Genomic DNA, 24606 nt, shown 5'->3' on the forward strand with positions numbered 1-24606 from the left:
CCTGAACCGACTAAGTCATGTTGCAGTGCAGCATGGGTTGAAGTATGCGGGTGTCATTTCGCCTTGGCAAGTGTTTTTTGCTGCGTTGCAACAATTTAGATCTCATTTTCTAATTACTGACATCGGACACCATCGTTTCATGCAAGCCTTCTACGCAGATCACTTTGTCCTGCCCCTGCCTGAGGGGCACCGTTTCCCGATGCAGAAATATCGCCTGCTCAGGGGCCGCCTGGTGGCGGAGCTGCCTGAAGTGGTGCTGTGCGAGGCACCTCGGGCGACCGATGGCGAACTTGCCTTGGCCCATGACCCGGCTTATGTGGAGGCTGTGCAGACGGGCAGCCTCTCGCCAGCCGCTCAGCGCGAAATCGGCTTTCCCTGGAGCGAGGCCATGGCCGAGCGCTCGCGTCGCTCGGTGGGGGCCACGGTAGCGGCCAGCCGCCTGGCCTTTTCAGATGGCATCGCAGCCAATCTGGCAGGCGGCACGCACCACGCCGGGGTCGCGCAGGGCGGTGGCTTCTGTGTCTTCAACGACCTGGCCGTGGCCGCCCGTCTGATGCAGGCGGAATGGTTTCGGCGCGCCCGGCGAGCGCTGCAGGTGCTGGTGATCGACCTCGATGTGCACCAGGGCAATGGCACTGCGGCCATCTTTCGCGATGACCCCACGGTCTTCACCTTGTCGCTGCACGGCGAAAAGAACTTTCCTTTCCGCAAGGTGCCCGGTGATCTGGATGTGGACCTGCCGGACGGCTGCAGTGACGACGCCTACCTGCAAGCCCTGGAACTCGCCTTGCAGGAGGTGGAACACCGCTTTGATCCAGGTTTTGTGTTGTACCTGGCCGGTGCCGACCCGCACGAGGGCGATCGTCTGGGCCGCCTCAAGCTGAGCCATGACGGCCTGGAGGCCCGCGACCGCCGGGTGTTCAGCTGGGCTTTCGAGCGTGGCCTGCCCCTGGCCTTTGCCATGGGTGGCGGCTACGGTCACGATCTGCAGACCACGGTGCAGGCCCAGTTCAACACTTACCGCGTGGCTGCGCAATTTCATGCGCGCTGGCAAAATCGTCGTCGATGAACACTGCCGCCACCCCCAGCGCTGCGGATCGGCCCAGCCCCGAGCCCCGCAGCGCCTACGCCACCTTTCGCACCATCACCACCCGCTGGATGGACAACGACGTTTACGGCCACGTCAACAACGTCGTTTACTACAGCTGGTTCGACACCGCCGTCAACGCCTACCTGATCGAGCAGGGCGTGCTCGACATCCATGCTGGCAGCACCATCGGTCTGGTGATCGAAACCCAGTGCAATTACTTTGCCCCCCTGGCCTTCCCGCAGAACATCGAGGCCGGCATCCGTGTGGCCCGGCTGGGCGGGTCCAGCGTGCGCTATGAGGTGGGTCTGTTTGCCGAGGGCGAAGACCTGTGCGCGGCCAAAGGCCATTTCGTGCACGTCTATGTGGATCGCGAGACCCGCCGTCCGGTGCCCGTGCCCGAGTCCTTGCGTGCCGTTCTGACCGGTCTGCAGCGTTGAGGGGCAGGGGCCGTGCCGCAGGCGTTCGCAGCCCGGCAAGGCCGCCTTGGCCCATCGCGCAGGCCCGCTCGGCGCAGGCCTGTCTGCAGGTGCCACAATGAGGGTTGGCAAGGGCCTTGAGCCCCTCACGACAACAGAGACTGATTCCCCGCCGTGCACTGTGGCCCCTGGCCCGATGCACCTCGAACCGCAGCGGCAGGCCAGCCGCGACACACCATGATCATCACCAGCCTTCTCGACACCGACCTGTACAAGTTCACCATGATGCAGGTGGTGCTGCACCAGTTTCCGGGGGCTCAGGTCGAGTACCGCTTCAAGTGCCGCAATCCTGGCATCAACCTGGCCCGCTATGCCAACGAGATCCGCGATGAGATCCGCTCGCTGTGCAGCCTGCAGTTCCAGGACGCCGAGCTGGCTTATTTGCGCTCGATGCGCTTCATCAAGAGCGACTTTGTCGATTTTCTGGGGCTTTTCCGGCTCAACGAGAAGTACATCACCATCACGCCGCTGCCCAGCGACGAGATCGACATCACCATCCGCGGGCCCTGGCTGCACACCATCCTGTTCGAGATCCCGGTGCTGGCCATCGTCAACGAGGTGTACTTCCGCAACACCCAGCCCGTGCCCGACTTCCCGGAAGGCCGGCGCCGCCTCGATGTGAAGATCGCCCAGCTCCAGGGCGAAGGCCTGTCCAACCTCAAGATCGCCGACTACGGCACCCGGCGCCGCTTTTCGCGAGCCTGGCATGAAGAGGTGCTGCGCGTGCTCAACAGCCGCCTGGGCCACCAGTTTGCCGGTACCAGCAATGTGCTGGCCGCCATGCGCCTGGGCATCACCCCGCTGGGCACCATGGCCCACGAATACCTGCAGGCCTGCCAGGCCCTGGGGCCGCGCCTGCGCGACAGCCAGGTGTTCGGCTTCGAATCGTGGGCCAAGGAGTACCGCGGCGACCTGGGCATTGCGCTCAGCGATGTCTATGGCATCAATGCCTTCCTGCGCGACTTCGATATGTATTTCTGCAAGCTGTTCGACGGCGCGCGTCACGACAGCGGAGACCCCTTCGCCTGGGGTGAGCGCCTGATCGAGCACTACCGCAACAACCGTGTCGACCCCGGCACCAAGACCCTGATCTTCAGCGACGGCCTGACCATTCCGCGCACCATCGAGTTGTACCAGCAGTTCCGCGGCCGATGTCTGCTGGCCTTCGGCATCGGCACCAACCTGACCAACGACCTGGGCTGCGAGCCCCTGCAGATCGTCATCAAGATGACCCGCTGCAATGGCCAGCCCGTGGCCAAGCTGTCCGACAGCCCCAACAAGAACATGTGCGATGACGAGAAATACCTGGCCTACCTGCGCCAAGTGTTCGAGATCGCGCCTCCCTGAATCCAGCCGTTCTCGGGGTGCTGACCGGGCCTGATGCCGGGCCAGCACCGTTTTTTGCCCAACCGCCTGTCCGTCGTCAGCAAGCCCATCGCCATGTCCAAACCCAAGATTCTTGTGGCCCGCGCCATCTTCCCCGAAACCCTGGAGCGCCTCAGCGCCCACTTCGAGGTCGAGGCCAACCAGGCCGACACCCTGTTCACCCCCGATGAACTGAAGGCCCGGCTGGCCGACAAGCAGGGCGTGTTCACCACCGGCAGCGAGCGCATCGATGCGGGCCTGCTGGCCGCCTGCCCGGCCCTCAAGATCTGCGCCAACATGGCTGTGGGCTTCAACAACTTCGATGTCGAGGCCATGACCGCCCGTGGCGTGCTGGGCACCAACGCCCCCGATGTGCTGACCGAAACCACGGCGGATTTCGGCTTTGCCCTGCTCATGGCCACCGCCCGCCGTGTGACCGAGAGCGAGCACTATCTGCGCCGTGGCGAGTGGACCCGCTGGAGCTACGACATGTTTGCCGGCACCGAGGTGCATGGCAGCACCCTCGGCATCATCGGCATGGGCCGCATCGGCCAGGGCATCGCCCGCCGGGGCGCCTTCGGCTTTGGCATGGACGTGATCTACCACAACCGTTCGCGCCTGTCGCCCGAGCTCGAAGCCGACTGCAAGGCACGCTACGTGGGCAAAGAAGAACTGCTGCGCAGCGCCGACCATGTGGTGCTGGTGGTGCCCTACAGCGCGGCCTCGCACCACACCATCGGCGCGCCCGAACTGGGCTTGATGAAGCCCACGGCCACGCTGATCAACATCGCGCGGGGCGGCATCGTTGACGACGCCGCACTGGCTGTGGCCTTGCGCGAGCGCCGTATCGCCGCGGCCGGCCTTGACGTGTTCGAGGGCGAGCCCAAGGTGCACCCGGATCTGCTCGCCGTGCCCAACGTGGTGCTCACGCCGCACATCGCCAGCGCCACCCTCAAGACCCGCCTGGCCATGGCCAACCTGGCCGCCGACAACCTGATCGGCTACCTGGTGCATGGCAAGCCCCTGACCCCGCTGAACCCGGCCGTGCTGGCCGCCTGAGCAGAGAGCGAGCGACGACTTGGACCTGTGGATCTTCGGGGGGCTGTATGGCCTGCTGCTGGCCCTGCTGCTGACGCTGCTGGTGGCGGTGTTGCGGCGCCCGGCCAACTCATCTGAGGCCGTGTTGGCGGCCATCAGCAGCAGCGCCGAGCGCACCGAGCGCGAGCTGCGGCGTGAGCTGGCCGACAGCGCCCGCGGCACCCGCCAGGAGCTGAGCCAGTCGCTGGCCACCTTCCAGCAGACCCTGCTGCGCCAGGGCGCCGAGGCCACCCGCAGCCAGAACGCCCAGCTCGATGCCTTTGCGCAGCAACTCACCCTGCTGCAGAAATTGCTCACCGACACCCTGGCCCAGCAAGTGCAGGGCCTGAGCGAGTCCAATGCCCGCCGCCTGGGCGAGCTGCGTGCCACCCTGGAGGCCGCGCTGGCCCAGCTGCAGCAAAGCAATGCCGCCAAACTCGACGAGATGCGGCAGACCGTCGACGAGAAACTGCAAAGCACCCTCGAAACCCGACTCGGCCAGAGCTTCAAGCAAGTGGCCGATCGCCTCGATCAGGTGCACAAGGGCCTGGGCGAGATGCACACCCTGGCCCAGGGTGTAGGCGACCTCAAACACCTGCTCACCAACGTCAAGACCCGGGGCATGTTCGGTGAGGCGCAGCTGGCCGCCTTGCTGGAGCAGGTGCTGGCCCCCGACCAGTACGCCGAGCAGGTGGTCACCCGCCCCGGCAGCCGCAACCCGGTGGACTTTGCCATCCGCCTGCCTGGGCGGGCCGAGGACGGGGCGCCGCTGTGGCTGCCGATCGACGCCAAGTTCCCCAACGAGGATTACGAGCGCCTGCTCGACGCCCAGCAGCGCGCCGACGCCCCGGCGGCCGAGCTGGCCGCTCGCGCCCTGGAGCTGCGCATCCGCACCGAGGCGCGCTCGATTGCCGAGAAGTACATTGAGCCGCCGCACACCACTGACTTCGCCATCCTGTTCCTGCCCTCCGAAGGCCTGTATGCCGAGGTGTTGCGCCGCCCCGGCCTGATCGAGGTGCTGCAGCGTGAGCACCGCATCACCCTGGCCGGCCCGACCACGCTGATGGCCATGCTCAATTCACTGCAGATGGGGTTTCGCACGCTGGCACTCGAAAAGCGTTCCAGCGAGGTCTGGCAGGTGCTGGGGGCCGTCAAGACCGAATTCAACAAGTTCGGCGAGGTGCTCAGCAAGGTCAAGGAGCAGACCCAGACCGTGCTCAACACCCTGGACCGGGCCCAGACCCGCAGCAACGTCATGAACCGAGCCCTCAAGAAGGTCGAGGCTCTGCCCGAGCCCGAGGCCGCGCGCTGGTTGCCTGAGCTCGCCCAGCCCGAGGCGCTGCAGGCGCCAGACGCCCCGGATGCGGCGGAGGGCCCCACTTGAAGCGGCGTCTCAATCAGGAGCTGGCCCGGCTCATCACCGCCCAGGTCTGCATCCATGCCGCCATGGCCGGCATGCGCATGGCCACGCCCTTGCTGGCCTTGCAACAGGGCTACAGCGCGGCCTCGGTGGGGGTGCTGCTGGCCTTGTTTGCCCTGACCCAGGTGTTTCTGGCCTTGCCCGCGGGCCGCTTTGCCGACCGCCATGGTCTGCACAGGCCCCTGGCCCTCTGCGTGGGCGTGTCGTTTGCGGGCTCGGCCGTGGCCGTGGCCTGGCCGCATTTCGCCTCACTGTGTCTGGCCGCCCTGTGCACGGGCGGTGCCGCAGGGGCTGCCGTCATTGCCTTGCAGCGCCACGTGGGGCGACTGGCCGAGGGCCCGACCGAGCTCAAGAAGGTCTTCAGCTGGCTGTCGCTGGGCCCGGCGGTGTCCAACTTCGTCGGGCCTTTCTTTGCTGGCCTGATGATCGACCACTTCGGCTTTCGGGCCGCCTTCGGCCTGATGGCGTTTCTGCCCTTGATGTCCTGGTGGTGGTCGCGCTCGGTGCGGGCCCTGCCCGCGGTCGAGCAGGTGCCCGAACACCGGCGCCGGCCGGCCTGGGTGCTGTTGCGCGATGTGGGCTTCAGGCGCCTGCTGTTGATCAACTGGTGCCTGTCCTCCTGCTGGGACGTGCACACCTTCGTGGTGCCCTTGCTGGGCCACGAACGCGGGCTCAGCGCCTCGGTGATCGGCACCATCCTGGGGGCGTTTGCCGTGTCGGCCTCAGGCGTGCGGGTGTTGCTGCCCCTGTTTGCCGAGCGGGTGCACGAGTGGGCCGTGATCATGTCGGCCATGCTGACCACCGCCTTGCTGTTCGGCGTCTACCCCTTGCTGCAAGGGCCCTGGGCCATGGGCCTGTGCTCGGTGCTGGCGGGCTTTGCCCTGGGTTCGGTGCAGCCCATGATCATGAGCACCCTGCACCAGATCACGCCGCACGACCGGCACGGCGAGGCCCTGGGCCTGCGCCTCATGACCATCAATGCCTCCAGCGTGCTGATGCCCATGCTGTTCGGCTCGGCCGGTGCGCTGGTCGGGGTGGGTTCGGTGTTCTGGGCCTCGGGCCTGCTGGTCGGCGCAGGCTCCAAGCTGGCCTGGGGCATGCGGGGCCAGGACCATCACGCTTGATGGCCCCAGCGCTGCAAGGGGCTGGCCGCGCGCCCTGACCCCTTGCCGGTGGCTCACAGCCCGTAGAAGGCCTGGATCTGCTGCCAGGCCTGCAGCGGCTCGTCGGCGAAGTGGAACAAGGCCAGGTCTTCCTCCGAGATGGTGCCTTCCTCGACCATCACGTCAAAGTTGATCAGGCGCTTCCAGTAGTCGGTGCCGAACAGCACGATGGGCACCGGCTTGGCCTTGCGCGTCTGCACCAGGGTCAGCACTTCGAACAGCTCGTCCAGTGTACCGAAGCCCCCGGGGAAGGCCACCAGCGCCTTGGCGCGCATCATGAAATGCATCTTGCGCAGCGCGAAGTAGTGGAACTTGAAGCACAGGCTGGGCGAGATGTAGGGGTTGCCTTTTTGCTCGTGGGGCAGGGCGATGTTCAGCCCCACGTTCAGAGCGCCCATGTCGTGCGCGCCACGGTTGGCGGCTTCCATGATGCCGGGGCCGCCGCCGGTGCAGATGTAGAGCCGGTCTTCCTTGGGGCGCTTGTCGCTCTCGGCGGCCACCAGGCGGGCGAACTGCCGGGCCAGGTCGTAGTAGCGTGCGTTGCGCACCGCCTGCACGGCGCGGGCGATGGCCCGCGGCTCGCCAGCGGCCTGGGCCTTGTCGAGCGCGGCCTGGGCCTCATCGGGCGCCAGGTAGCGGGCGCTGCCGAACACCACCACCGTGTTGTTGATGCCCTGGGCCGCATGGGCCAGATCAGGCTTGAGCATCTCCAGCTGGAAGCGGATGCCCCGCGTTTCGCGGCGCAGCAGGAACTCCGGGTCTGCGAAGGCCAGACGGTAGGCGTCTTCGTCGAGCGAATAGCCGTTGTTGGCGTGGTTTTGCAGTTCGGCCCAGGCATCAGCCAGGCGACGGTCATTGAGTTGGGTATTGGCTTCCATGGAGAATCATTGTGCCGCTGCTTTATGCGTTTTATGTGCGGTGCACAACGGTTTTTGCGTAGGCGCCACAGGGCAGTTGACTGCTATGCTGCCACCCATGACAAATGCGGCTGCAGGGGCCGGCGCTGCAGGCGCGCCCCGTTTTTCCGAGCTGTTGCAACAGCGCGCCTTCATCCGGTTCTGGTTCACGCGGCTCAGTGCCACCACGGGCAATCAGATGCTCATGGTGGCCGTGGGCTGGCAGATGTACGAGCTGACCGGCCAGGCCTGGGACCTGGGCCTGGTGGGGCTGTACCAGTTTCTCCCCGCACTCCTGTTGACCCTGGTGGCCGGCCATGTGGCCGACCGCGTGCACCGCGCCCGCATCGTGGCTGCCTGCGTGCTGGCCCAGGGCCTGGTCGCTGCGGTGCTGGTGGTGGCCACGCTGGGCGGCTGGGTCAGCCGCGACTGGCTGCTGTGGCTGTCGGTGGTGCTGGGCACGGCCCGCGCCTTCCAGATGCCGGCCCAGCAGGCCCTCACCCCCGTGCTGGTGCCGCCCGCCATGCTGCCGCGGGCCATGGCCTTCTCGTCGGCCGGCATGCAGGCCGCCATCATTGGCGGCCCGGCGCTGGGCGGGGTGATCTTCGTGGCCGGCGCCACCGCGGTGTACCTGTGTTGTGCGGCCCTGTTTGCGCTGGGCATCGTGCAGATCCTGCGCGTGCACTATGAGCACGATCCACCGCCGCAAGAGCCGGTCTCCCTGGGCACGCTGATGGCCGGGGTGCGATTCATCTGGGAGCGCAAGGTGGTGTTGGGGGCGGTGTCGCTCGACCTGTTCGCGGTGTTGCTGGGCGGTGCCGTGGCCTTGCTGCCGATCTATGCCAAGGATGTGCTGCATGTCGGGCCCTGGGGCCTGGGCTTGCTGCGTGCGGCGCCCGCCGCCGGGGCCCTGCTGATGTCGGTGCTGCTCACCCGTTGGCCCATGGACCGCCATGTGGGGCGCAAGCTGCTGCTGGCCGTGGCCGTGTTCGGCCTGGCCACGCTGGTGTTCGGTGTGTCCACCAGCCTGTGGCTGTCGCTGGCGGCACTGGCCGTCTCCGGTGCAGCCGACATGGTCAGCGTGGTGGTGCGCCAGACCCTGGTGCAACTCGAAACCCCGGACGCCATGCGCGGCCGCGTGAGCGCGGTCAACTCGGTGTTCATCGGGGCCAGCAACCAACTGGGCGAGTTCGAATCGGGGGCCACGGCTGCCTTGCTGGGCCCGGTGGGCTCGGTGGTCTTGGGCGGGGTGGGTACCGTGCTGGTGGCCGCCTTGTGGTTCAAGGGCTTTCCGCAACTGGCGCAGCGCGACCACATGCAGGCGCGCCGCTGAGGCCGGTGTTTTCTCCGTCAACAGGGGTTTTCAAGATGAGCGATTCCAAGCAGGCCGCAGGGCCGGTGTTCGAGGTGCTGCCGCGCGATCTCAGCGCCTACCGGCAAGGCAATGTGGGCATCGACTACGTGCACCGCTTCGAGTCGGGCCAGCCCGGCCCGCATGTGCTGATCAATGCGCTGACCCACGGCAATGAGCTGTGCGGCATGGTGGCCGCCACCCATTTGCTGGACAGCAGCGTGCGCCCCCTGCGGGGCACGCTGACCGTGTCGTTTGCCAACGTGGCCGCCTACGAGAGCTTCGACATCGAGCGGCCCTTCGAGAGCCGCCAACTGGTGCACAACCTCAACCGCGTCTGGTCGGCCGCCGAGCTCGAAGGCAGCGACGACAGCCCCGAGCTGCGCCGCGCCCGCGAACTGCGGCCGGTGGTGGCCGCGGCCGATCACATTCTGGACATCCACTCCACCAGCCAGGACGTGCAGCCCTTCTGGGTCTACCCGGCCTATGCACGCAACGCCGAGGTGGCCTTGGCCGTGGGCTTGCCACCGGTGCACATGGTGATGCCCAGCGGCCTGGGCTCGGGCACCCCGCTGATCCAGCACGGGCGCCATGGCGAGGCCGACAGCGATGCTGGCGCCGCCTTGGTGGTGGAATGCGGCCAGCACTTTCTGCAATCGGCGGCCGACACCGCCACCGCGGCGGCCCTGGGCTTTCTGGCGCACTTCGGTCTGATCGAGGCGGCCAGCGTTCCTGCCCATCGACCCCAGCCCCGGCGCTACGAGTTGCTCCAGACCTGCCTGGTGCAGACCTCCGATTTCGCCTTCACGCGGCCCCTGGTCGGCTTTGAAAGCTTTGCCGAGGGCGAGCTGATCGCCCGCGATGGCCCGCACGAGATCCGGGCCCTGTGCGACGACTGCACGGTGATGATGCCCACCCGCGCCCCGGTGGTGGGGCGCGAAGCGGTGTACCTGACCCGTCCCCTGTGAAGCGTGCGGGTCAGCGGCCCGTCTGCAGGGTGAACTGAGCCATCGAGCCACTCAGGCGGGTGGCCTGCTCGGTCAGGCTCTGGGCGGCAGCGGCGCCTTGCTCCACCAGGGCCGCGTTCTGCTGGGTCATCTGATCCAGCTCGCCGATGGCCGAACTCACCCGCTGCAGTTCCTGCGTCTGCTCGGCCGTGGCGGCGCTGATCTCGGCCATCAGGGTGCTGACTTGCTGCACGCTGCCCACCAGCTCGCTCATGGTGCTGCCCGCGGTGCCGACCAGGGCGGTGCCGTCGCGCACCTTCTCGACGCTGGCGCCGATCAGGTTCTTGATTTCGTGGGCGGCGGTCGCGCTGCGTTGGGCCAGACTGCGCACCTCACCGGCCACCACGGCGAAGCCGCGGCCCTGCTCGCCGGCCCGGGCCGCCTCGACGGCCGCGTTCAAGGCCAGGATGTTGGTCTGGAAGGCAATGCCATCGATCAGGCCCACGATCTCACCAATCTTCTGGCTGCGCGTCTGGATCTCGTTCATGGTGTCCACCACCTGCTGCACCACGGCACCCCCGCGCCCGGCCACTTCGGTGGCGGTGCGCACCAAGGCCGTGGCCTGGTGGGTGTTGCCCGCATGGGTGCCCACCATGTGGCTGAGCTGGTCCATGCTGGCGGCCGTCTCTTGCAGCCGGCTGGCCGTGTGCTCGGTGCGCTGGCTCAGGTCCTGGTTGCCCAGGGCCACTTCGGCGCTTGCCGTGTGGATGGCCTCGCCTGCATCGCGCACGTCCACCACCACCCGGTTGAGGGCACCCACCATCTGGTTCAGGGCCTGCAGCAGGCTGCCGATCTCGTCCTGGCGCTGGTGGTCCATGCGCACCGTCAGATCGCCAGCGGCCACCCGGGCCGCGGCGCGTGAGGCCTCGGCCAGTGGCTGCACGATGGAGCGGCGCAGCAGCCAGGCGCAGGCCGCTGCCAGCAGCAGCACGGCAGTGACGGCGATGGCGCTGATCCACTGGGCGCGCTGGGCATTGCCGATCATGCTGTCGGCATCGGCACGGGCACTGGCTTCCGACAGGCCGAGCAGGGTGTCCAGGCTGGCCAGGTAGCTCTTCAGTGCCGCGGCGTGGTCACTGATCTCCTTCTGGCTGATCACCTTCGACTCCAGCGCGTTCTGCACCAGTTGCTGGCGCAGCTGCACATAGGCGGTCCGCTGCTTCAGGGCGCTGTCCACGGCCTGCTGGGTGGCGCTGTCGGCGCTGCCCGCCTGCTGCTGGATCGATTGGACCAGCGTGTCGTCGCGCTGAGCCTCGCCGCGCATTTCATTGGCCACCGGAAACACATCGTTCGAGCCCGTGGCCCGCAGGGCCAGTTCGCCCAGCTTGATCGACTGGGTTTTCCAGTCGCGCACGGCACGCTCCAGCGGCCAGCGCTGTTGCGCCAGGCGCTGGGCCTGGGCGGTGGTGGCGTCGCCGGTCAACCAGGTGGTGGCCCCCAACAAGGCCACGGCCAGGCCCAGCAGGCCAAAGCTCAGGCCCAGCTTCTGACCGATGCTGAAGCCATGCCGTGTGGGGGTGGGGGGCTGACCCGTGGGCCCCTGGCTGTGGCTCAGTGGGCTCGGGTGGAGCTTGGGGCTCAGACTGGGGCGGGTGGGCGATGCGATGAGTTGGGTCATGCGAAGTCGGGAAGGTGGAATCAACGGAAAAGAATCTGCCAGAACCATGCCAGGGCCATGACAGCCTTGGTGCGGTGTGGGCCTCAAAGCAAACAGCCCCAGGCCGCCTGGGGGGCGACGCGGGGCTGCTGACCAGGCCCGGGGGGCGGCGGGTCTACTTCTCTTTGCCCATCACGAGGTCGGGCAGGATGGTGACGATGTCGGGGAACACCGTGATCAACACGATGCACACCACCAGGCAGGCAAAGAACGGGATCGCGGCCTTGGCGATCACGTTGCTGTCCTTGCCCGTCATGTTCTGCAGCACGAACAGGTTGAAGCCCACCGGCGGCGTGACCTCGGCGATTTCCACCAGGAGCACGATGAAGATGCCGAACCAGACCAGATCGAAGCCGGCCTTCTGGATCATGGGCAGCACCACCGCGCTGGTGAGCACGATCATGCTGATGCCGTCCAGGGCCGTGCCCAGCACCAGGTACACCACCACCAGCACGCTGATCAGCGCAAAGGGCGACAGGTGCATCGACTCGACCCACTCGGCCAGTTCACGCGGGATGCCGGTGAAGGCCATGGTCTTGGTCAGAAAGGCGGCACCCGCCAGGATGAACATGATCATGCAGCTGGTGCGCGTGGTGCCCATCAGCCCTTCCTTGAAGTTCTGCCAGGTCAGCGAGCGGCTCCAAAGGGCCAGGCCCAGCGAACCCACCACGCCATAGGCCGCGCATTCGGTGGCAGTGGCATAGCCGGCAATCAGCACCCAGCAGATGAACACGATCAGGGCCGCGCAAGGGATCAGGTTGCCTGACTGGCGCAGCTTCTGCATGAAGCTGCTGGGCGGGTCGGCGGCGGGCACCTTGTCGGGGTTGCGCAGGCTCCACCAGCCGATGTAGCCCGAGAACAGACCCATCAGCAGAAAGCCCGGCAGAAAGCCCGCCAGGAAGATGCGGATGATCGAGGCATCAGCCGCCACCGCATACACCACCATGGTGATCGAGGGTGGGATCAGAATGCCCAGCGTGCCGGCGGTGGCCAGCGAGCCCAGGGCCAGCTTTTCGTCGTAGCCGCGCTTCATGAGTTCGGGCAGCGCCACTTTCGAGATCGTGGCGCAGGTGGCGGCCGACGAGCCCGACACCGAGCCGAAGATGCCGCACCCCAGGATGGTGGTGTGCATCAGGCGGCCGGGCACGCGGTTGAGCCAGGGGCGCAGGCCCTCGAACATCTCTTCGCTGAGCTTGGTCCGGAACAGGATCTCACCCATCCAGATGAACAGGGGCAGGGCGGCCAGCTCCCAGCTGGCATTGCTCTCCCAGAAGGCCGAGAACAGGTTCTTGCCCGGCGCCGTGCTGGTGAAGAAGGCCTGACCGACCCAGCCGCAGATGGCCAGCGTCATGGCGATCCAGACGCCGCCCGAGAGCAGCACCATCATGAGCAGCAGCAAGATGCCACCCACCATCAAAATATCCATGTTGTACTTTCTTGTTGGAGGGGAGGGGGCTCAGACTTCGGACGAGAAATCGCCGCGCGCATGGCGCTCTTCGACCTCGCGCACAAAGGTGGGCACGCCGCCGCGCAGCACGATCACCAGTTCGTCCACCACGGCCACCAGCAACAACACCGAGCCGATGGCAAAGCTCATCTGCGGGATCCACATCGGGATGGGCAGCAGGCCCTGGGCGATGTCGTTGAACTCCCAGCTCTCGTAGGTGAACTGGCAGGCCGACCAGGCCAGGTAAGCCGTGGCCACCGAGCCGATCACCAGCGAGATGATCTCCAGCATGCGGCGCTGGCGGCTGGGCACTTTCTCCAGCAGCAGCGTCACGCGCACAAAGTCACCATGCTTGAAGGCATGGGGCATGGCGAAGAAGGCGGCCGCGGCGCAGAACCAGGCCACCACGTCGTTCATGGCGCCGGTGCGCACGCCGAATTCACGCAGCACGCTCTGCGTGATCATCAGCACGCAGATCAGCGCGATGAACGCGGCGCCCAGGGCGCCGGAGGCAATGTAGAGGCGATCGAGAAAGCGTCGCATCACTTCTTGGCCGCAGGGGCGGACTTGCGGTAGGCGGCAATGATGGCTTCACCGTCCGGGCCGGCCTTCTTGATCCAGTCGCTCAGCATGATGTCACCCACCTGCTTCAGGTCGGCGGTCAGCTTGGCCGGCGGCGGCATGATCTTCATGCCTTTCTCGGTCAGGGCCTTCTTGTACCAGTCGTTCTTTTCCTGGCTCAGGGCCCAGCCGCGGGTTTCAGCCTCGGCAGCGGCCTTGGTGACGGCGGCCTGGGTGGCCGGGTCCAGCGCGTCGAACGACTTCTTGTTGACGATGATCGCGTCCTTGGGCAACCAGGCCTGGGTGTCGTACCAGTACTTCAGGCTTTCGTAGGTCTTGGAGTCGTAGCCTGTGGAGCCCGAGCTCATGTAGCTTTCGATCACGCCTGTGGCCAGGGCCTGCGACAGCTCGGCAGCCTGGATGGTCACGGGCTGGGCGCCGATCAGCTCAGCCACCTTGGCGGTGGCCGGGCTGTAGGCGCGCCACTTGATGCCGCGCAGATCGGCCACCGAGGCGATTTCCTTCTTGGTGTAGATGCCTTGCGGGGGCCATGGCACGGTGTAGAGCAGCTTCATGCCCTGGGCGTTGAGCAGCTTTTCCAGCACGGGCTTTTGCGCGTCATACAGGCGCTTGGACTCGGCGTACGACGAGGCCAGGAAGGGCACGCCGTCGGTGCCGTAGATGGGGTTTTCGTTCTCGAAGTTGGCCAGCAGGATTTCGCCGATCTGGGCCTGGCCGCCTTGCACGGCGCGCTTGATTTCGTTGGCCTTGAACAGCGAGGCGTTCGCGTGCACGGTGAGCTTGAGCTTGCCGCCAGTCGCCTTGTCCACGTCCTGCGCGAAGTGGCTCAGGTTTTCGACGTGGAAGTTGTTGGCAGGGTAGGCCGTGGGCAGGTCCCACTTGGTCTGCGCCATGGTGGCGCCCGAGGCCAGCACCAAACTGAGAGCCGTGAAAGAGAAATAGCGACGCTTCATGTGTGCTCCGGAAAAAAGTTTGACGTGAATGTAATCGGCCGGCAGGTCGCCTTCATGGGGGTTATTACTTAACGTCAATAAAACGTTGGTAAATTGTCATTGTGCTGCCTACAATCTGAGCATGCAACATCAATGCCAGCTGGGAGGATGACCATGACAGCCAAGCCCACCGCTCCCCCCACGGGCGCCACCGAGCGCGCCCTCATTGTGTCCTCTGCGCACCTGGTTTCAGAACAGAGCGCCGAGATGAGCGAATTCGAATTCGGGCTGGTGGTGGCCGGCAATGCGTTCCACCGCTGGATCGTGCACTGCATGAGTGCAGCCGGCCTGCAGGACCTGACGCCGCTCGATGTATTGGTGTTACACCACGTTACGCATCGGGCGCGCAACAAGCGCCTGGCCGACATCTGTTTCATCATGAATGTCGAAGACACCCACCTCATCAATTACTCGCTCAAGAAGCTGCAGAACCTGGGCGTGGTGATGGCCAGCAAGAACGGCAAGGAAGTGACCTATGCCTGCACCGAGGAGGGGCTGGCCCGGGTGGCCCGCTACCGCGAGATCCGCGAGTCGTGCCTGATTGGTGCCTTGCAGGCCGACGATGCACTGAATCGGGACATCGGCGACCTGGCCCGGCTGCTGCGCGTGCTGTCGGGCATGTACGACCAGGCGGCCCGGGCGGCGGCCTCGCTGTGAACCCCATGGCAGCCCAGCGGCGGCTTGGCCTGATCCTGCTGGACACGCGCTTCCCGCGCCTGTCAGGCGATCTGGGGCGGCCCGACAGCTACCCCTGGCCGGTGATCACCCAGGTGGTGCCAGGCGCCGTGCCGGCCCAGGTGGTGTGCTCGGCGCAGGCCCTGCAGGCCAGCGGGCTGGCCGACCGTTTTGTGGCCGCGGCGCGCAGCCTGGTGGCCGAAGGCGCCGATGCCATCACCACCAGCTGCGGCTTTCTGGTGCTGCTGCAGGCGCAGCTGCAGGCCTCGGTTGCTGTGCCGGTGCTGAGCTCCAGTCTGCTGGCCCTGCCGGCGCTGTTGCGCCGTCAGCCCCGGGTGGGCGTGCTGACCATCCGGGCCGATCGGCTGGGCCCCGAGCACCTGCTGGCGGCCGGTGTGCCAGAGAGCCGCCTGAGCGATGTGTTGCTGCAGGATCTGCCTGAAGACGGGCATTTTGTGACCTCGATCCTGGGCAATGGCGTGGCGCTCGATGAAGCCCGTGCCCGCCTCGAAGTGGTGCAGGCCGCCCAGGCGCTGCAGGCCCGCGCCCCCGATTTGCGCCAGGTGGTGCTTGAATGCACCAACCTGCCCCCCTATGCCCAGGCCGTGGCCGATGCCACGGGCTGGCAATTGAGCACCTTGCTGCAATCCCGCCGCCTGCTGGGCGAACGGGCGCTGGCGCAAGCCCCCTTCATCAACCCCTTTGAAGCCGACTTCTGACCATGCAAGCCACTGTTTCGCCCACCCCCAATCGCTGGCAATTCTGGATCGACCGTGGAGGCACCTTCACCGACATCGTGGCGCGCAAGCCGCTGGCTGACGGAGGCTTCACCCTGGTCACGCACAAGCTGCTGTCCGAGAACCCTGAGCAGTACCGCGACGCGGCGGTGGCCGGCATCCGCCACTTGCTGGGCCTGAAGGCCGGCGAGCCGATCACGCCCGAGCAGGTCGAGTGCGTGAAGATGGGCACCACCGTGGCCACCAATGCCCTGCTGGAGCGCAAGGGCGAAGCCACGCTGCTGGTGACCACGCGTGGCTTTCGTGATGCCCTGCGCATCGCCTACCAGAACCGACCGCGCCTGTTCGATCGCCACATCGTGCTGCCCGAGCTGCTGTACACCGAGGTCATCGAAGCCGACGAGCGTGTGGGCGCCCAGGGCGAACTGGTGCAGCCGCTGGACGAGGCCCGGCTGCGGGCCGATCTGCAGGCTGCCTACGACCGGGGGCTGCGCAGCGTGGCGATTGTCTTCATGCACGGCTACCGCTACACCGCCCACGAAAAAGCCGCCCAGGCGCTGGCCAGCGCCATCGGCTTCACGCAGATCAGCAGCTCGCACGAAACCAGCCCGCTGATGAAGTTCGTGAGCCGGGGCGACACCACGGTGGTCGATGCCTACCTGTCGCCCATCCTGCGCCGCTATGTGGACCAGGTGGCCTCGGAGATGCCGGGCGTGCGCCTGTTCTTCATGCAATCGTCGGGCGGCCTGACCGATGCCCATGTGTTCCAGGGCAAGGACGCGATTCTGTCCGGCCCGGCCGGGGGCATCGTGGGCATGGCCCGCACCGCCGGCCTGGCGGGGCACGACGACGTGATCGGCTTTGACATGGGCGGCACCTCGACCGACGTGAGCCACTTCCGGGGCGGCTTGCAAGGCGAGTTCGAGCGTGAGTTCGAAACCCAGGTGGCCGGGGTGCGCATGCGCGCGCCCATGATGAGCATCCACACGGTGGCGGCCGGTGGCGGCTCGATCCTGCAGTTTGATGGTGCACGCTTCCGCGTGGGCCCTGAAAGCGCCGGGGCCAACCCGGGCCCGGCCAGCTACCGCCGCGGCGGCCCGCTGGCCGTGACCGATGCGAACGTGATGGTGGGCAAGGTGCAGCCGCGCTACTTCCCGTCGGTGTTCGGCCCGCAGGCCAATGAGCGGCTGGACGCCGAGGTGGTGCAGCAGCGCTTTGCCGAGCTGGCCCAACGCGCCGGCCGCACGGCCGAGGAAGTGGCCGAGGGTTTCATCCAGATCGCCGTGCAGCAGATGGCCAATGCGATCAAGAAGATCTCGGTGGCCCGGGGCTACGACGTGACCCGCTACACCCTCCAGTGCTTTGGCGGTGCCGGTGGGCAACACGCCTGCCTGGTGGCCGATGCACTGGGCATGACGCGGGTGTTTGTGCACCCCCTGGCTGGCGTGTTGTCGGCCTACGGCATGGGCCTGGCCGATCAGAGCCTGATCCGCGAGCAGGCGGTCGAGTTGCGCCTGCAGGCCGAGGCCTTGACCGACATCCAGGCCCGGCTGGACGCCCTGGCCCAGGGCGCCGAGGCCGAGCTGGGCCGCCAGCAGGTCAGCGCCGGTGGCATCACCACGCACCGCCGTGTTCATGTGCGCTACGAAGGCAGTGACTCGGCCCTGGTGGTGGCCTACCGGCCTGGTGAATCGGTCGAGCAGACCCTGGCCGGCATCCAGGCCGGCTTCGAGCAGGCCTACCGGCAGCGCTTCGCCTTCCTGATGGCCGGCAAGGGCCTGGTGGTCGAGGCCGTGTCGGTCGAGTCGGTGGTGGCGGGCGACGCACCCGCCGAGCCGCAGCACGCCCTGAACCCGGTGCGCGAGGTGCCGCGCCGCGAAACGGTGCGCATGTACTCGGGCGCCCAGTGGCACGACGCCGCGCTGGTGGTGCGTGAAGACCTGCGCCCCGGCGATGTGATCCCGGGGCCGGCCATCATTGCCGAGAAGAACGCCACCACCATCGTCGAGCCGGGCTGGGAGGCCACGCTGACGGCGCTGGACCACCTGGTGCTGGAGCGCCGCGAAGCCCGCGCCATCACCTACGCGGCCGGCACCACGGCCGATCCGGTGCTGCTGGAGGTGTTCAACAACCTGTTCATGAACATCGCCGAGCAGATGGGCCTGCAATTGCAGAACACCGCCTACTCGGTGAACATCAAAGAGCGGCTGGATTTCAGCTGCGCCTTGTTCGACGCCGCGGGCAACCTGATCGCCAATGCCCCGCACATGCCGGTGCACCTGGGCTCGATGGGCGAGAGCATCAAGACCGTCATCCGCGAGAACGCCGGCCGCATGCAGACCGGTGATGTGTACGCCCTGAACGACCCCTACCATGGCGGCACCCACCTGCCCGATGTGACCGTGATCACCCCGGTCTACCTGGGCCAGGCGGCCGACGAGCAGCCGCTGTTCTACGTGGGCTCGCGCGGGCACCACGCCGACATCGGGGGCATCACGCCCGGCTCGATGCCTCCGTTCTCGACCCGCATCGAAGAAGAGGGCGTGCAGATCAACAATTTCAAGCTGGTCGATCGCGGTGCCTTGCGCGAGGCCGAGATGGTGGCTTTGTTGCAAAGCGGTGAATACCCGAGTCGCAACCCCGCCCAGAACCTGGCCGATTTGAAAGCGCAGATCGCCGCCAACGAAAAAGGCGTTCAAGAGCTGCGCAAGATGGTGGCCCAGTTCGGCCTGGACGTGGTGCAGGCCTACATGGGCCATGTGCAGGACAACGCCGAAGAGTCGGTGCGCCGTGCCATCACCCGCCTCAAGGACGGCCGCTTCACCCTGCCGCTGGACAACGGCGCCCAGATCGCGGTCAGCATCCGCGTGAATGGGGCCGAGCGCAGCGCCGAGATCGACTTCACCGGCACCAGCCCTCAGCAGATCAACAACTTCAACGCCCCCACGGCGGTCTGCATGGCGGCGGTGCTGTATGTGTTCCGCACCCTGGTGGATGACGACATCCCGCTCAACGCCGGCTGCCTGAAGCCCTTGAAGGTGATCATCCCCGAGGGCTCGATGCTCAGCCCGCGTCCGCCGGCCTCGGTGGTGGCGGGCAATGTGGAAACCTCCACCTGCATCACCAACGCCCTGATCGGCGCCCTGGGCCTGATGGGGGCCAGCCAGTGCACGGTGAACAACTTCACCTTCGGCAATGCGCGCTACCAGTATTACGAAACCATCAGCGGCGGCAGCGGGGCCGGCGCGGTGTTCGATGCGCAAGGCCAGGTCACGGGCGGCTTCGACGGCACCAGCGTGGTCCAGACCCACATGACCAATTCGCGCATGACCGACCCCGAGGTGCTCGAGTTCCGCTACCCCGTGCGCCTGGAGAGCTACGAGATCCGTCAGGGCTCGGGCGGGGCGGGGCGCTGGCAGGGTGGCAATGGCGGCGTGCGCCGCCTGCGCTTCCTGGAAGACATGACGGCCAGCATCCTGTCCAACGGCCGTCTGCGCGGCGCTTTCGGCATGGCCGGTGGCGAGGCCGGTGCCGTGGGCGTGAACCGTGTGCTGCGCAGCGACGGCCGTGTCGAGACACTGGAGCACATTGGCCAGGCCGAAATGAAGGCGGGCGATGTGTTCGAGATCCAGACCCCCGGCGGTGGCGGCTACGGCCCGGCCGACGCAGCCCGCTGAAGAGGCCCGCCACCATGCCCGTCACGGTCTTGCTCACGGGCTTCGAGCCCTTTGGTGGGGACCCGATCAACCCCTCCTGGGAGGTGGCGCGCCAGCTGGATGGCTGCGTGCTGGCCGGCGGGCAGCGCGTGCAGGCGCTGCAACTGCCTTGTGTGTTCAGCACGGCCTGGCCGATGCTGCGCCAGGCCATCGAGACCGGGCCTGCGCCCGCGCTGGTCATGGCGCTGGGCCTGGCGGCCTCGCGCACCGAGCTGTGCGTGGAGCGGGTGGCCCTGAACTGGGTGGATGCGCGCATCCCCGACAACGCGGGTGAGCAGCCGCTGGATCAGCCCATCCTGCCCGAGGCCCCGCTGGCCTGGCGCAGTCGCCTGCCGGTGAAGGCCATGGCCCAGGCCATGCAGGCCGTGGGCGCGCCGGCGGCCGTGTCTTATACCGCCGGCACCTTTGTGTGCAACCAGCTGCTGTTTCTGTTGAGTGACTACCTGGAGCAGCACCCCGGCCTGCGCGGGGGCTTCATGCACGTGCCGCCGTTCGCCGATGAGGCCGGGGCGCGGGGTGTGCCCATCGGCCTGCAAACCAGGGCCGTGCGGGCGGCTCTGGAGGCCGCGCTGGCCCGGCAGCACGATGCCGCCCTGGTCGGGGGCACCCTCGACTGATCGACCCAGTGTTCATGTGGCGCAGCCTCGGGCTTTGCAGCCTCGGGCGCTGAGCAGAATCAGGGCTTGTCGCTTTCCGGCTGGGGTGTGCCGGGGTAGGCTTGCCCCTGCACCGTCAGGCCTTGGTGTGAGAGCTGCCGAGCGCGGCGCGGGCCGATGCCGGGCACGCGGCGAATCAGGTCTGGCCAATCGGCGAAGGGGCTTTGCTGGCGCTGGCTCAGGATCTTTTGCGACAGGGCCGGCCCCACATGCAGCAGGCTGTCGAGTTGGGCCTCGGTGGCTTGGTTGATCTCCAACTCGGCATGGGCCAGTGTGCCCAGAGACAGGCTCAGGGCGCAGGTGCTGAGCAGGGTGCGGATGGCAGGCCGGAAGGTGGCTGGCGACAGAGAGGGCATGGGGCGCTCCAGGGTTGGCTGAGCCTTTGATTAAAGGCTGGCTAACCGCCTGCAAGGCCGCGCAATGACCATCCCCATGGTGTGCAGTTGAAAGACCCGTTCAAGAGTCTTTCAGACCTGGCCCCAGCGGTGCCTCAAAGCTCTTCGACGCGCTGGGCCGGGTAGCTGTCCCAGGATTGGCAGCCTGGGCATTGCCAGAAGTACTGCTTGGCTTCGAAGCCACAGGCCGCACAGCGGTAGCGGATCAGCGGCTTGGCGGCGTGGTCCAGGGCACGTTGCACCTGAGGGTGGAACTGCTCGTGGCTCAACTGCTCACCGGACAGCCAGCGCGCAGCGGCCACCAGCGAGGGCTCTTGGTCGAGGTGGCGCACATAGCGCTCGCGGGCCACCTCGGTGGGCACGCCCTGGGCCTGGCTCAGGGTGACCAGGGCTTCCAGCAGGTCCAGTGAGGGGTGTTCCTGGTAGATGGCGTCGAGTTGGGCCAGGGCTTCCGGGCCGCGTTGGGCCGCCTGGGCGCAGTCGGCCCACAGGGGGGCGGCCAGCGAGAGGTGGCTGGGGGCCACGCGGGCCATGTGCTGCAAGGTGTCGCAGGCGGGGCCGTGCTGCCCTTGCAGGGCCTGCAGGCGGGCGGTTTCGATGTAGGCGCGCGGGGCCTCGGGGGCGATGGTGCGGGCTTCTGCCAGGCGTTCCAGCGCACCCGGCACATCCTGCTGCGCCACCAGGCTGAGCGCCTGCTCGCACAGGTAGTGGGCCTGGCGGGCATTGAAGCGGCCTTGGCCCGCCTGGTCCATGCGCTCGGCAATGGCGGCGGCCTGGGGCCAGTCGCGCGAGCGTTCGTAGATGGCCAGCAGGGCCAGTCGGGCCTGGCTTTCGAAGGGGCTGCCTTCGAGCTTGTGCAGCGCGGCTTCGGCCCGGTCCAGCAGGCCGGCCTTCAGGAAGTCGAGGGCCAGGGCGTGCTGGGCACGTTCGCGGTCGGTGCGGCTGAGGTCGGCACGGCTCAGCAGGTGCTCGTGCACGCGCACGGCGCGCTCGTATTCGCCACGGCGCCGAAACAGGTTGCCCAGGGCAAAGTGCAGCTCCGAGGTGTCGGGGTCATTCTGGACGGCTTCGATGAAGGCGTCGATGGCCTGGTCTTGCTGCTCGTTGAGCAGAAAGTTCAGGCCCTTGAAGTAGGCCTTGGGTGCCTGGCGGTTTTCCAGGCGCAATTGGCGGATGTCGAAGCGTGAGGCGCCCCATCCCAGCACAAAGGCCAGCGGCAGGCCCAGCAAGAGCCAGCTGAGATCAAATTCCATGAGGGGGTTCGTGCTCGTCTACAGAGGGTGGCGGGGCCACCGGGGCTTGAGGAGGGGCGGCCTGGGCTGCCGGCTGTTGGGCCGCCTGGTCCTGGTGCTTGCGTGCGGCGCTGCGGTGCTTCCACCAGCGGGGCACCATGCCCAGCACGCCCGCCATCACGCCCAGCGTGAAAGCGGCCAACACCACCAGCACCAGCGGCGCCCGCCATTGGGTGCCGAAGAAGAAGTGGACGGTTGCGTCTTGCTGGTTGTTCAGCGCAAAGGCAAACAGGGTAAAAAAAATGGCTGCCTTGAGCAGCCACATGAGGTATTTCATTCATCTCCTCAGTGACGGGGAGATTCTAACGACGGATGGCTGGCATGCAGGCCTTGCCTGCACCGTCAGCGCATCACTTGGGGTCTTGGCCCAGTTCCTCGGTGCGCTTGTCCACCGCCTCGCGCAGGGCCTTGCCCGGCTTGAAATGGGGAACGCGCTTGCTCGGGATCGCCACACTCTCGCCGCTGCGCGGGTTGCGACCCATGCGGGGCGGGCGGTGGTTGATCGAGAAGCTGCCGAAGCCACGGATCTCGATCCGGTGGCCACGCACCAGTGCATCGCCCAAGGCGTCAAGAATGGTCTTGACGGCGTGTTCGGCATCCCGGTGTGTCAATTGGCTGAACCGGTTGGCCAGCTCTTCAACAAGGTCGGATCGGGTCATGGGTTCAGTCTGAAAAAGAAAAAGGGCCGGTTTTGCAGCATGTGCAAAACCGGCCCCGGGGCCGGCTGATCCGTCAGGATCAGTTGTTGCCGCCGTCCAGCTTGGCGCGCAGCAGAGCGCCCAGGCTGGTGGTGCCGGCGCTTTCGCGGGCCGATTGCTGGCTCAGGGAAGCCATGGCTTCTTGCTGGTCAGCAGCGTCCTTGGCCTTGATCGACAGCTGGATGTTGCGGGTCTTGCGATCCACGTTCACCACCACAGCAGTCACTTCGTCGCCTTCCTTCAGCACGTTGCGAGCATCTTCCACGCGGTCACGCGAGATTTCGCTGACGCGCAGGTAGCCGATGATGTCTTCGCCCAGATCGATTTCAGCGCCGCGAGCGTCCACCGTCTTGACCTTGCCGGTCACGGTCTGGCCCTTGTCGTTCACGGTCACGAAAGTGGTGAACGGGTCGGAATCGAGCTGCTTGATGCCCAGCGAGATGCGTTCGCGGTCCACGTCCACGGCCAACACGATGGCTTCGACTTCTTGGCCCTTCTTGTAGTTGCGGACAGCGGCTTCGCCAGCTTCGTTCCACGACAGGTCGGACAGGTGAACCAGGCCGTCGATGCCGGCAGCCAGACCCACGAACACGCCGAAGTCGGTGATCGACTTGATCGGGCCCTTGACGCGGTCGCCGCGCTTGGTGTTTTGTGCGAACTCTTGCCACGGGTTGGCCTTGCACTGCTTCATGCCCAGGCTGATGCGGCGCTTGTCTTCGTCGATTTCCAGAACCATGACTTCGACTTCGTCGCCCAGCGTGACCAGCTTGCTGGGGGCGATGTTCTTGTTGGTCCAGTCCATTTCGGAGACGTGCACCAGGCCTTCGATGCCGGGTTCGAGTTCAACAAACGCGCCGTAGTCGGCGATGTTGGTGATCTTGCCGAACAGGCGAGTGCTTTGCGGGTAGCGACGGTTGACGCCCATCCAAGGATCGTCGCCCATTTGCTTGAGGCCCAGGGACACGCGGTTCTTTTCGGTGTCGAACTTGAGGATCTTGGCGGTGATCTCTTGACCAGCTTGCACCACTTCGCTCGGGTGGCGGACACGGCGCCATGCCATGTCGGTGATGTGCAGCAGGCCGTCGATGCCGCCGAGGTCAACGAATGCACCGTATTCGGTGATGTTCTTGACCACGCCGTTGACGATGGAGCCTTCCTTCAGGGTTTCCATCAGCTTGGCGCGCTCTTCGCCCATCGAGGCTTCGACCACGGCACGGCGCGACAGCACGACGTTGTTGCGCTTGCGATCCAGCTTGATGACCTTGAATTCCAGGGTCTTGTTTTCGAAGGGCGACAGGTCCTTGATCGGACGGGTGTCGATCAGCGAACCCGGCAGGAAGGCGCGGATGCCGTTGACCAGGACGGTCAGACCGCCCTTGACCTTGCCGCTGGTGGTGCCGGTGACGAATTCGCCGGATTCCAGGGCCTTTTCCAGGGCCAGCCACGAGGCCAGACGCTTGGCCTTGTCGCGCGACAGGATGGTGTCGCCGTAGCCGTTTTCGATGGCGTCGATGGCCACCGACACGAAGTCACCCACTTGGACTTCGACTTCGCCCTTGTCGTTCTTGAACTCTTCCAGAGGCACATAGGCTTCCGACTTGAGGCCAGCGTTCACGACCACGAAGCTGTGCTCGATACGCACGACTTCGGCGGTGATGACTTCGCCTGCACGCATTTCAGAGCGTTGCAGAGATTCTTCAAAAAGGGCGGCAAAAGATTCAGACATGAAGTTTCCTATTCCGCAAGCAGGAAATGCGAGGGCACCATTGCCATCGCTCGGGGCTGATTGCGGCGGTTTTTTTGCGGGCTGACCCGCGGGTTACGTTGATGAACCCCACCGCCTGTGCGCTGACGCGCGAAGGGGGCTGTGGGGGCCTTCACCGGCCGTGCTATGACAATGAAAATGACAATCGC

The 24606-nt window shown here is 66.4% G+C and carries 22 protein-coding genes; 12 read left to right on the forward strand and 10 right to left on the reverse strand.

The annotated features are described in order from the left end of the window. Window positions 1–139: 139 nt before the first annotated feature. The 6 genes from F624_RS0127750 to F624_RS0127775 all read left to right on the forward strand — a co-directional run bounded on the left by F624_RS0127750 (window position 140) and on the right by F624_RS0127775 (window position 6552). Window positions 140–1069 (forward strand): histone deacetylase family protein, encoded by a 930-nt coding sequence (locus tag F624_RS0127750; RefSeq protein WP_019577648.1) that lies wholly within the window; start codon window positions 140–142, stop codon window positions 1067–1069. Next, a complete protein-coding gene (locus F624_RS0127755; RefSeq protein WP_019577649.1) occupies window positions 1066–1527 on the forward strand; it encodes an acyl-CoA thioesterase in 462 nt (153 codons plus the stop codon). The genes F624_RS0127750 and F624_RS0127755 overlap by 4 nt, the downstream gene beginning before the upstream one ends. 216 nt (window positions 1528–1743) lie before the next feature. Continuing rightward, entirely contained in the window at window positions 1744–2913 is a 1170-nt protein-coding gene (gene pncB, locus F624_RS0127760; RefSeq protein ID WP_019577650.1) for a nicotinate phosphoribosyltransferase, read from the forward strand. A 93-nt stretch (window positions 2914–3006) separates the two neighbouring features. Then, window positions 3007–3990, forward strand: a complete 984-nt coding sequence (locus tag F624_RS0127765) for a 2-hydroxyacid dehydrogenase (RefSeq protein WP_031256501.1) — start codon at window positions 3007–3009, stop codon at window positions 3988–3990. Between the two features lie 19 nt (window positions 3991–4009). After that, window positions 4010–5392, forward strand: coding sequence for a DNA recombination protein RmuC (locus F624_RS0127770; protein WP_019577652.1), 1383 nt, complete (start codon window positions 4010–4012; stop codon window positions 5390–5392). Then, a complete protein-coding gene (locus F624_RS0127775) occupies window positions 5389–6552 on the forward strand; it encodes an MFS transporter (RefSeq protein ID WP_019577653.1) in 1164 nt (387 codons plus the stop codon). Before F624_RS0127770 ends, F624_RS0127775 begins: the two co-directional genes overlap by 4 nt. 53 nt (window positions 6553–6605) lie before the next feature. Here F624_RS0127775 and F624_RS0127780 read toward each other — a convergent pair whose 3' ends face one another. Then, window positions 6606–7469: an LOG family protein gene (locus F624_RS0127780; protein WP_019577654.1), complete on the reverse strand. Its 864-nt coding sequence runs from the start codon at window positions 7467–7469 to the stop codon at window positions 6606–6608. 97 nt (window positions 7470–7566) lie between these two features. Here F624_RS0127780 and F624_RS0127785 point away from each other — a divergent pair, with 97 nt between their 5' ends. Together F624_RS0127785 and F624_RS0127790 are read left to right on the forward strand one after the other, a co-directional pair. Further along, window positions 7567–8820, forward strand: a complete 1254-nt coding sequence (locus F624_RS0127785; RefSeq protein ID WP_157443661.1) for an MFS transporter — start codon at window positions 7567–7569, stop codon at window positions 8818–8820. Between the two features lie 35 nt (window positions 8821–8855). Then, entirely contained in the window at window positions 8856–9806 is a 951-nt protein-coding gene (locus tag F624_RS0127790) for a M14 family metallopeptidase (protein ID WP_019577656.1), read from the forward strand. Between the two features lie 10 nt (window positions 9807–9816). Here F624_RS0127790 and F624_RS0127795 read toward each other — a convergent pair whose 3' ends face one another. The 4 genes from F624_RS0127795 to F624_RS0127810 form a co-directional block, all read right to left on the reverse strand. Further along, window positions 9817–11463, reverse strand: coding sequence for a methyl-accepting chemotaxis protein (locus F624_RS0127795; RefSeq protein WP_019577657.1), 1647 nt, complete (start codon window positions 11461–11463; stop codon window positions 9817–9819). A gap of 154 nt (window positions 11464–11617) precedes the next feature. Next, window positions 11618–12928 carry a TRAP transporter large permease gene (locus tag F624_RS0127800; RefSeq protein WP_031256503.1) on the reverse strand — a complete coding sequence of 437 codons (1311 nt, stop codon included), beginning with the start codon at window positions 12926–12928 and terminating at the stop codon, window positions 11618–11620. A 30-nt stretch (window positions 12929–12958) separates the two neighbouring features. Next, the gene (locus tag F624_RS0127805) at window positions 12959–13492 is read right to left on the reverse strand and encodes a TRAP transporter small permease (protein WP_031256505.1); all 534 of its coding nucleotides are present in this window, start codon (window positions 13490–13492) and stop codon (window positions 12959–12961) included. Beyond that, window positions 13492–14484 (reverse strand): TRAP transporter substrate-binding protein, encoded by a 993-nt coding sequence (locus F624_RS0127810; RefSeq protein WP_019577660.1) that lies wholly within the window; start codon window positions 14482–14484, stop codon window positions 13492–13494. Before F624_RS0127810 ends, F624_RS0127805 begins: the two co-directional genes overlap by 1 nt. A 147-nt stretch (window positions 14485–14631) precedes the next feature. On the opposite strand from F624_RS0127810, the gene F624_RS0127815 reads away from it, so the two are divergent. From F624_RS0127815 to pcp, 4 genes are read left to right on the forward strand one after another with little or no spacing between them, the layout of a single operon-like run. Continuing rightward, a complete protein-coding gene (locus F624_RS0127815; RefSeq protein ID WP_019577661.1) occupies window positions 14632–15180 on the forward strand; it encodes a winged helix DNA-binding protein in 549 nt (182 codons plus the stop codon). A 5-nt stretch (window positions 15181–15185) separates the two neighbouring features. Beyond that, window positions 15186–15917: an aspartate/glutamate racemase family protein gene (locus F624_RS0127820; protein WP_043426883.1), complete on the forward strand. Its 732-nt coding sequence runs from the start codon at window positions 15186–15188 to the stop codon at window positions 15915–15917. 2 nt (window positions 15918–15919) lie between these two features. After that, window positions 15920–19612 (forward strand): hydantoinase B/oxoprolinase family protein, encoded by a 3693-nt coding sequence (locus F624_RS0127825; protein WP_019577663.1) that lies wholly within the window; start codon window positions 15920–15922, stop codon window positions 19610–19612. 14 nt (window positions 19613–19626) lie between these two features. Further along, window positions 19627–20268, forward strand: a complete 642-nt coding sequence (gene pcp / locus F624_RS0127830) for a pyroglutamyl-peptidase I (protein WP_019577664.1) — start codon at window positions 19627–19629, stop codon at window positions 20266–20268. Between the two features lie 59 nt (window positions 20269–20327). Here pcp and F624_RS0127835 read toward each other — a convergent pair whose 3' ends face one another. The 5 genes from F624_RS0127835 to rpsA all read right to left on the reverse strand — a co-directional run bounded on the left by F624_RS0127835 (window position 20328) and on the right by rpsA (window position 24418). Continuing rightward, the gene (locus tag F624_RS0127835; protein WP_019577665.1) at window positions 20328–20663 is read right to left on the reverse strand and encodes a ComEA family DNA-binding protein; all 336 of its coding nucleotides are present in this window, start codon (window positions 20661–20663) and stop codon (window positions 20328–20330) included. A gap of 134 nt (window positions 20664–20797) precedes the next feature. After that, complete coding sequence (lapB, locus tag F624_RS0127840) at window positions 20798–21955, reverse strand: lipopolysaccharide assembly protein LapB (RefSeq protein WP_019577666.1); 1158 nt, start codon at window positions 21953–21955, stop codon at window positions 20798–20800. Next, window positions 21945–22271: a LapA family protein gene (locus tag F624_RS0127845; RefSeq protein WP_019577667.1), complete on the reverse strand. Its 327-nt coding sequence runs from the start codon at window positions 22269–22271 to the stop codon at window positions 21945–21947. Before F624_RS0127845 ends, lapB begins: the two co-directional genes overlap by 11 nt. Window positions 22272–22344: 73 nt before the next feature. Continuing rightward, window positions 22345–22653, reverse strand: coding sequence for an integration host factor subunit beta (locus F624_RS0127850; protein WP_019577668.1), 309 nt, complete (start codon window positions 22651–22653; stop codon window positions 22345–22347). A gap of 79 nt (window positions 22654–22732) precedes the next feature. Then, a complete protein-coding gene (gene rpsA, locus F624_RS0127855; protein ID WP_019577669.1) occupies window positions 22733–24418 on the reverse strand; it encodes a 30S ribosomal protein S1 in 1686 nt (561 codons plus the stop codon). Window positions 24419–24606 lie beyond the last annotated feature (188 nt).

The sequence above is a fragment of the Curvibacter lanceolatus ATCC 14669 genome, from assembly GCF_000381265.1.
Taxonomy (GTDB): domain Bacteria; phylum Pseudomonadota; class Gammaproteobacteria; order Burkholderiales; family Burkholderiaceae_C; genus Curvibacter; species Curvibacter lanceolatus.